Source organism: Aestuariivirga sp. (assembly GCF_037139295.1).
Taxonomy (GTDB): Bacteria; Pseudomonadota; Alphaproteobacteria; order Rhizobiales; family Aestuariivirgaceae; genus Aestuariivirga.
This window is the reverse complement of record NZ_JBAXGR010000027.1, coordinates 38,020-44,275: the sequence shown is the minus strand read 5'-3', so window position 1 is coordinate 44,275 and position 6,256 is coordinate 38,020. Positions and strand designations below refer to the sequence as shown.

Annotated in this window: 5 protein-coding genes; 3 read left to right on the top strand and 2 right to left on the bottom strand. The window is 63.8% G+C overall.

Annotated elements, in window-relative coordinates; all coding sequences use genetic code 11:
• On the bottom strand, window positions 1-137 hold a 137-nt coding region (locus WCJ41_RS09460; protein WP_336905607.1), incomplete at its 3' end, for a MerR family DNA-binding transcriptional regulator.
• The gene (locus tag WCJ41_RS09455) at window positions 134-2,593 is read right to left on the bottom strand and encodes a heavy metal translocating P-type ATPase (RefSeq protein ID WP_336905604.1); all 2,460 of its coding nucleotides are present in this window, start codon (window positions 2,591-2,593) and stop codon (window positions 134-136) included. The genes WCJ41_RS09455 and WCJ41_RS09460, both read right to left, overlap by 4 nt.
• Window positions 2,594-3,152: 559 nt before the next feature.
• Between WCJ41_RS09455 and WCJ41_RS09450 the strand changes: the two genes are divergently transcribed.
• From WCJ41_RS09450 to WCJ41_RS09440, 3 genes are all read left to right on the top strand, one after another.
• On the top strand, window positions 3,153-4,790 hold the full coding sequence (locus WCJ41_RS09450) for a cytochrome c peroxidase (RefSeq protein WP_336905603.1): 1,638 nt from the start codon (window positions 3,153-3,155) through the stop codon (window positions 4,788-4,790).
• The gene (locus WCJ41_RS09445) at window positions 4,769-4,978 is read left to right on the top strand and encodes a hypothetical protein (RefSeq protein WP_336905602.1); all 210 of its coding nucleotides are present in this window, start codon (window positions 4,769-4,771) and stop codon (window positions 4,976-4,978) included. Before WCJ41_RS09450 ends, WCJ41_RS09445 begins: the two co-directional genes overlap by 22 nt.
• Before the next feature lie 97 nt (window positions 4,979-5,075).
• Window positions 5,076-6,239 carry a linear amide C-N hydrolase gene (locus tag WCJ41_RS09440; protein WP_336905601.1) on the top strand — a complete coding sequence of 388 codons (1,164 nt, stop codon included), beginning with the start codon at window positions 5,076-5,078 and terminating at the stop codon, window positions 6,237-6,239.
• Window positions 6,240-6,256: the final 17 nt, after the last annotated feature.

Below are 6,256 nucleotides of genomic sequence, written 5' to 3'. Positions count from 1 at the left end.
TCGTGGATGTTGCTTTTATCGTAGCTGCGGTAGCCATTCTGGTTGCGCGCGGGTGGCCGGATGAGACCAACTTCCTCGTAGTAACGGATCATCTTTGCGGACACGCCGGAAAGGTTTGCAGCGTCACCGATGTTCATGGCCTTTCCTCCTTGCGCCGATAGCCCCTCAGACGGAGCGCGTTGCTGACGACGAAGACGCTGGACAGCGCCATCGCCCCTGCCCCGATCATGGGCGAGAGCAGCGTGCCGTTGACCGGATAGAGCACGCCGGCGGCCACGGGTATGAGCAGCACGTTATATGCGAAGGCCCAGAACAGGTTTTCCTTGATGTTGCGGATCACCGCCTGCGAGAGGCCGATGGCGGTGGGCACGCCACGCAAGTCACCCGACATGAGGACGACATCCGCACTCTCGATGGCGATGTCCGTGCCGGTGCCGATGGCGATGCCGACATCGGCTGCGGCAAGGGCTGGCGCATCATTGATGCCGTCGCCCACGAAGGCGACGCGACCCTGGGCCCTGAGGCGTGCGACGGCCTCCACCTTGCCTTCGGGCAACACCTCGGCGACCACCTCGTCGATACCGAGCGTGCGCGCGATGGCCTCCGCGGTGCGGCGGTTGTCACCGGTGATCATCGCGACCTTGAGCCCCATGGCGTGGAGCGACGCGATGGCGGCAGGTGTGGTCGGCTTCACCGGATCGGCCACCGCGATGATGGCGGTGAGGCGGCCGTCGATGGCGGCATAGAGCGGCGTCTTGCCCTCGCTGCCGAGGCGCTCGGCGGTGGCGGCGAAGGACGAGACGTCGAGGCCGCGTTTCACCATGTAGCGGTCAGCCCCCACGGCGACCTCATGGCCCGAAACCTTCCCTTGCGCACCGAAGCCGGGGATGGCCTCGAAGCCTTCAACGGCTGGAACCGTGAGGCCCTTGGCCTTCGCGGCACTGACGATGGCCGCGGCGATGGGATGTTCGGACGGGCTCTCGACGGATGCGATGAGAGCCAGCGCTTCATCAGGCAGCAGGCCCTCGACCTCGAAGTCGGTGAGTTCCGGGCGGCCTTCGGTAAGGGTGCCGGTCTTGTCCACTGCGACCACCTGCACGTCACGCAAGGCCTGCAGGGCTTCTCCCTTGCGGAACAGGATGCCGAGTTCGGCGGCGCGGCCGGTGCCGACCATGATGGAGGTGGGTGTTGCAAGCCCCATGGCGCAGGGACAGGCGATGATGAGCACGGCCACCGCATTGACGAGGCCGAATGTGAGCGCGGGCGATGGCCCGAAGACGAGCCACACGAGGAAGGTGAGTGCGGCCACCGCCATGACGGCGGGCACGAACCAGGCGGTGATGCGATCGACCAGCGCCTGGATGGGAAGCTTCGCCCCTTGCGCCTGCTCCACCATGCGGATGATCTGGGCGAGCAGCGTATCAGCGCCAACCTTGGTGGCGCGATAGGTGAAGCTGCCGGTCTTGTTGATGGTGCCGCCGACGACCTCTGCGCCCTGCTCCTTCACCACGGGAACCGGCTCGCCGGTGATCATCGATTCATCGACGAAGGAATGGCCCGCCACCACCACGCCATCGACCGGCAGCCGGTCACCCGGGCGCACCTGCACCACGTCGCCGGCGATCACCTGGTCGAGCGGCAGTTCGACGATTTCGCCATTGCGCTCGACGCGCGCCGACTTGGCCTGAAGCCCCACGAGCTTGGCCACCGCCGCACTGGTGCGGCCCTTGGCGCGTGCTTCCAGCAGGCGGCCCAGCAGGATGAGCGTGACGATGACGGCGGAGGCCTCGTAATAGACATTCGCTGTACCCTCCGGCAGCAGAGACGGCCAGAAGGTGGCGACGACCGAATAGCCCCAGGCGGCGGTGGAGCCGAGCACCACCAGCGAGTTCATGTCGGGCGCCAGCTTCAGCAGGTTGGGCACGCCCTTTTGATAGAAGCGCAGGCCGGGGCCGAACTGCACGATGGTGGCGAGCACGAAATAGACGACATAAAGCGTGAAGCGATCCAGCCCGTGCAGCCAGTGACCGACGGCGGGAATGAGATGGCCGCCCATTTCCATCACGAAAAGCGGCAGGGTGAAGACGGCGGCGATGAGGAAGTCGCGCTTCAGCTTCCTGTACTCTTCATCCTTTGCCGCCTGGTGCGCATCCGCGTCGACATGGTCGAGGCGGCGCGGCGCATAGCCCGCCTTGCGGATGGCGGCCTCGATGGCGGAGAGCGGCGTTCCGGCGACGAGCTTCACCGTGGCGCGCTCGGTGGCGAGGTTGACGGCGGCGGAGACGACACCCGGCACGCCGTCGATTGCCTTCTCCACGCGGCGCACGCAGGAGGCACAGGTCATGCCTTCGACGCCGAGATCGATGGTCTGGCTCGCCACGTCATAGCCAGCAGCCTTGATGGCGGCGATCACGGCTTCCGATGTTGCCGGTTCAGACAGCCGCACATCAGCCCGCTCGGTGGCGAGGTTGACGGAGGCGCTTTCCACGCCCGGCACGGCGGCAATGGCCTTCTCCACCCGGCGCACGCAGGAGGCGCAGGTCATGCCCTCGACGGGGAAGCTCTGGAGTGGCCGTGGCGTGATCTGGTTCACGGTCGTCCTTTCAGTGCCTCCCCTGCAAAACGCGTCTTCTCCCGCTTCTTCAGCGGGAGAGGACGACAGGAAGGCATGAGTTGTCATATGGACCTTCCAATGATGGGAAGGTCAAGGGGCGTGTTCGAGCCGCGAGTGTACACGCCCTGCAGCGCGATCCAGCTGAAAGTCTCAATCCAAGCTTCGAGAGAACCCGCTCTGGTCACCGGTGGCTGGCCTTGTTCGACAGCTGCCCAGTCGCAACGGGGCCCCCGCGCCAACGCTCGATTCCCGAGACAGTCCCTCCCCTGACCCCATGCATCCCGGCGGAGAATAGCTTCGGACCCGGCGAAACTGCTGATTTCCGCCAAGGATCGAAACTTATCGGAAAATCTATAAAAGGTTGTAAAGCATCACTAATAAAACCTCAGGATGTATCTCGCGCGAGGTGATACCAAGAGCGTGCTGACGATCCACACCACCCTGGTGACGCAGCGTCGACGTGATCCGAGTTCGGGCAAGAGAACCGCAAGGCTCGATTGTCCGGAGATGCAAGAGACCGATTGGTCAGGAGTTCGCCATGGCAAGAAAGGTTCGCAGACACGCCGTCATCGCTCTCGTTGCCCTGTGCGGGGCGGCGTTGCCCTTCGCCGGAGCAGCGCACGCCTCGCCGAGCAGCCTGATTGCCGGTGCAACATCCACGTCCATTGCCTCCGACAGCCAGACGGGGGTCAACGCGATCGTGAGAAATGTCGATGGCACGATCTACGATGGTGCGCCGCTGCAGGTTACCTTTTCATCGAACTGTGCGTCCGCCGGGCTGGCCAGGCTAGGGTCGTCTGCCGAGACGATCCATGGCATCGCGTCGGTCACCTACCAACCCTCAGGCTGCGCGGGACTTGATCAGGTCACGGCCACGGTGGCGGGCAGTCCTGGCCTTGTCTCCGCCGTCTCGATCTATGTGACGAGCCAGAAGAGCCTGTCCACAAGAGGTCTCGTCGGTCGTTCGATCTTTTTCGACACGTCGCTGTCTGCTTCCGGAACCATGTCCTGCGCGAGTTGCCATGCGCCTGCCAACAATTACCACGCACCAACCACCACGCAGACACCGCTGGGCGGAGCATCCGCCCAGGCCGTTGGCTTTCGAGCGGCGCCAACTGCCTCCTACATGGCCTTCATGCCGCCCTTCAGGTGGCTGAAGCCCGGGACCAGGGGGACAGTCGGCAGGCTTGGCACCCCGCATGCCGGCCTGATGTGGGACGGCCGTGCACCGACCCTCGCAGACCAGGCGCGCGGCCCCTTCACCGAACCGCATGAAATGGCCAATGCCAACAACAGAAGCGTCATGAACAAGATGCTGGCGCGGCCATATCTGGCGGCCTTCGTGAACGCCTACGGGCGCATTTCGCCCAGCAGCAACCCGGATGTGATTGTCGCGCGCATGGCCGACGCAGTGGCGATATTCGAGCGGGAAGACCTGTCCTTCCGGCCATTCACCAGCAAGTATGACAGGGCCCAGGCAGGACAGGCTTCTCTCACGCCGCAAGAACAGAACGGCCAGGCATTGTTCTTTGATCCCACCAGAGGCGGATGTGCGGGCTGCCACAGTTCGGTCGGGGCCAAACAGGCAGCCAGCGTTCCGCAGTTTTTCAGCGATCAGTCATATCGCGCGATCGGTGTGCCGCGGAACTGGAACCTGCCCTACAACAGGGATTCCCTCGCCCTCCAGGCTCTTTCCGATCTTGGACGCTCATGGCTTGCCAATGGAGCAGCCGCCGGGGCTCCCCACGCCTATTACGATCTCGGTGTCTGCGGGCCCTTCCGCCGCGATTCCGTGCTCGATCCGGGCCTGTGCGGAATGTTCAGGGTTCCGATACTGCGCAACGTGGCGCTGAAGCATTCCTATGAGCACAATGGCGTGTTCGGAACACTGTTCGAGGTGGTCAACTTCTACAACAACCGGGAAGCCAACCCGTCACAGATCTACCTCACGCAGTCAGGCGCGGCAGATGCCAAGTACAATGACCTGCCTGTCCAGTTTCAGGGTAACATCGAGCAGAGAGCTCCGTTCCGGCCGCTCCCCACCGGACAGCCGCGGCTGAGCCAGCAGGACGTCCGCGACATCGTCGCGTTCATGTGCACCCTGACGGACGGCTATGATGTCAACAGACCAGAGGCCTATAACATGCCCGCCCAGTGCCGGGCAGTGCAGAGATAGGCCCCGCCCGGCGGTCCCAGACATCGAAGGACGACATCATCGACCCGCCAACGTCTGCCGCGGTCATTGGCGCGCAGGTTCCCTTCGCGTGGGCCGCCTGTTTCACCGGCGGCCGCGCCTTCCTGTTCACGTCGCACCAGAGGTTCAGCGCGACAGTGGACGTGTTCCTGGCCGACCGGCGGAATTGATCCCGATCATTGCGCCGCCGCAGCATTTACACGAATGGAGAGTTGGCAGCAGTTTCCGGCATGCCTGCCCCACATATTGGAACCCTTGGAGATCATCATGAACATCGCCTCGTCCTGGCGTGCGGTTTGCGCTACCTCGCTCGCCGCCCTCATGGCTGCCATCGCCGGGCCGGCATCGGCCTGCACCGCGCTGATGATCACTGACGCGAATGGCGTGGCCTATAGCGGCAAGACCATGGAGTATTCCGAGCCCATTCCGCTGGCCATGACCTACATGCCGGCGGGCACCAAGGTCGTGTCGCTCGCCGCCGACGGTTCTGACGGCATGAGCTTCACCACAAAATACCCCGTGCTGGGCGGCGCCACGCCTCTGGCACTGCAGCCCGGCGCGCACCAGGGCATGATGGTGGAGGCGGCGAATGACCAGGGCCTCTCGGTCAGCACCAACCAGCTGAACGGCAGCCAGACTCCCGCCGACTTCGGCGGCGACAAGACGATGCAGCTTGCAGCGACGGACTTGTCCAACTGGGCGCTCGGCAGCTTCGCCACCGTGGCGGAACTGAAGGCCGCGCTGGCCAGCGGCGAGATGAAGGTGTGGCTGCCCAAGCTCGCTTTCGTGGGCGGCGTGGAAATGCCCATGCACTACATCTATTTCGACAAGACGGGCGAAGGCATCGTCATCGAGTTCATGGGCGGCAAGATGAACGTGTATGACAACCCGGTTGGCGTGGTGACCAATGGCCCCGAGTTCCCCTGGCACCTCGCCAACCTCAACAACTATGCCTTCCTCAGCAACAAGGACAAAAACGACGGCCAGTTCGGCAAGCTGAAGGTGACGGCACCTGACAGCGGAGATGCGCTGGCGGGATTGCCATCGAGCCAGATTTCCTACGCCCGCTTCGTGAAGGCTGCCTATTACACGACCTATGTAAAGAAGGCGAAAAATGCGGACGAGGCGGTGGTGACGCTTGCCCACATCCTCAACAACTTCGACCGGCCTTATGACCTTTCCGCCGACCCGGCGGGCACCGCGGGCGACGGCCCCGCCATGTGGGACACCTCCTCCGAGGTGACGGTCTTCACCTGGATGAACGACAAGGCGCGCAACCGCTATTACCTGCGCACCATCGATGCGATGAACTTCACGACCTTCGACATCGACAAGCTGGCCGTGCTGAAGAAACCGGTCTCGGTGGACTTCACCAAGATCGCGAACCAGCCCGACGGCACGCAGATGCTGCTGGACGCGGCGGGCAACTGATGCGGCGGGTTGCTTAA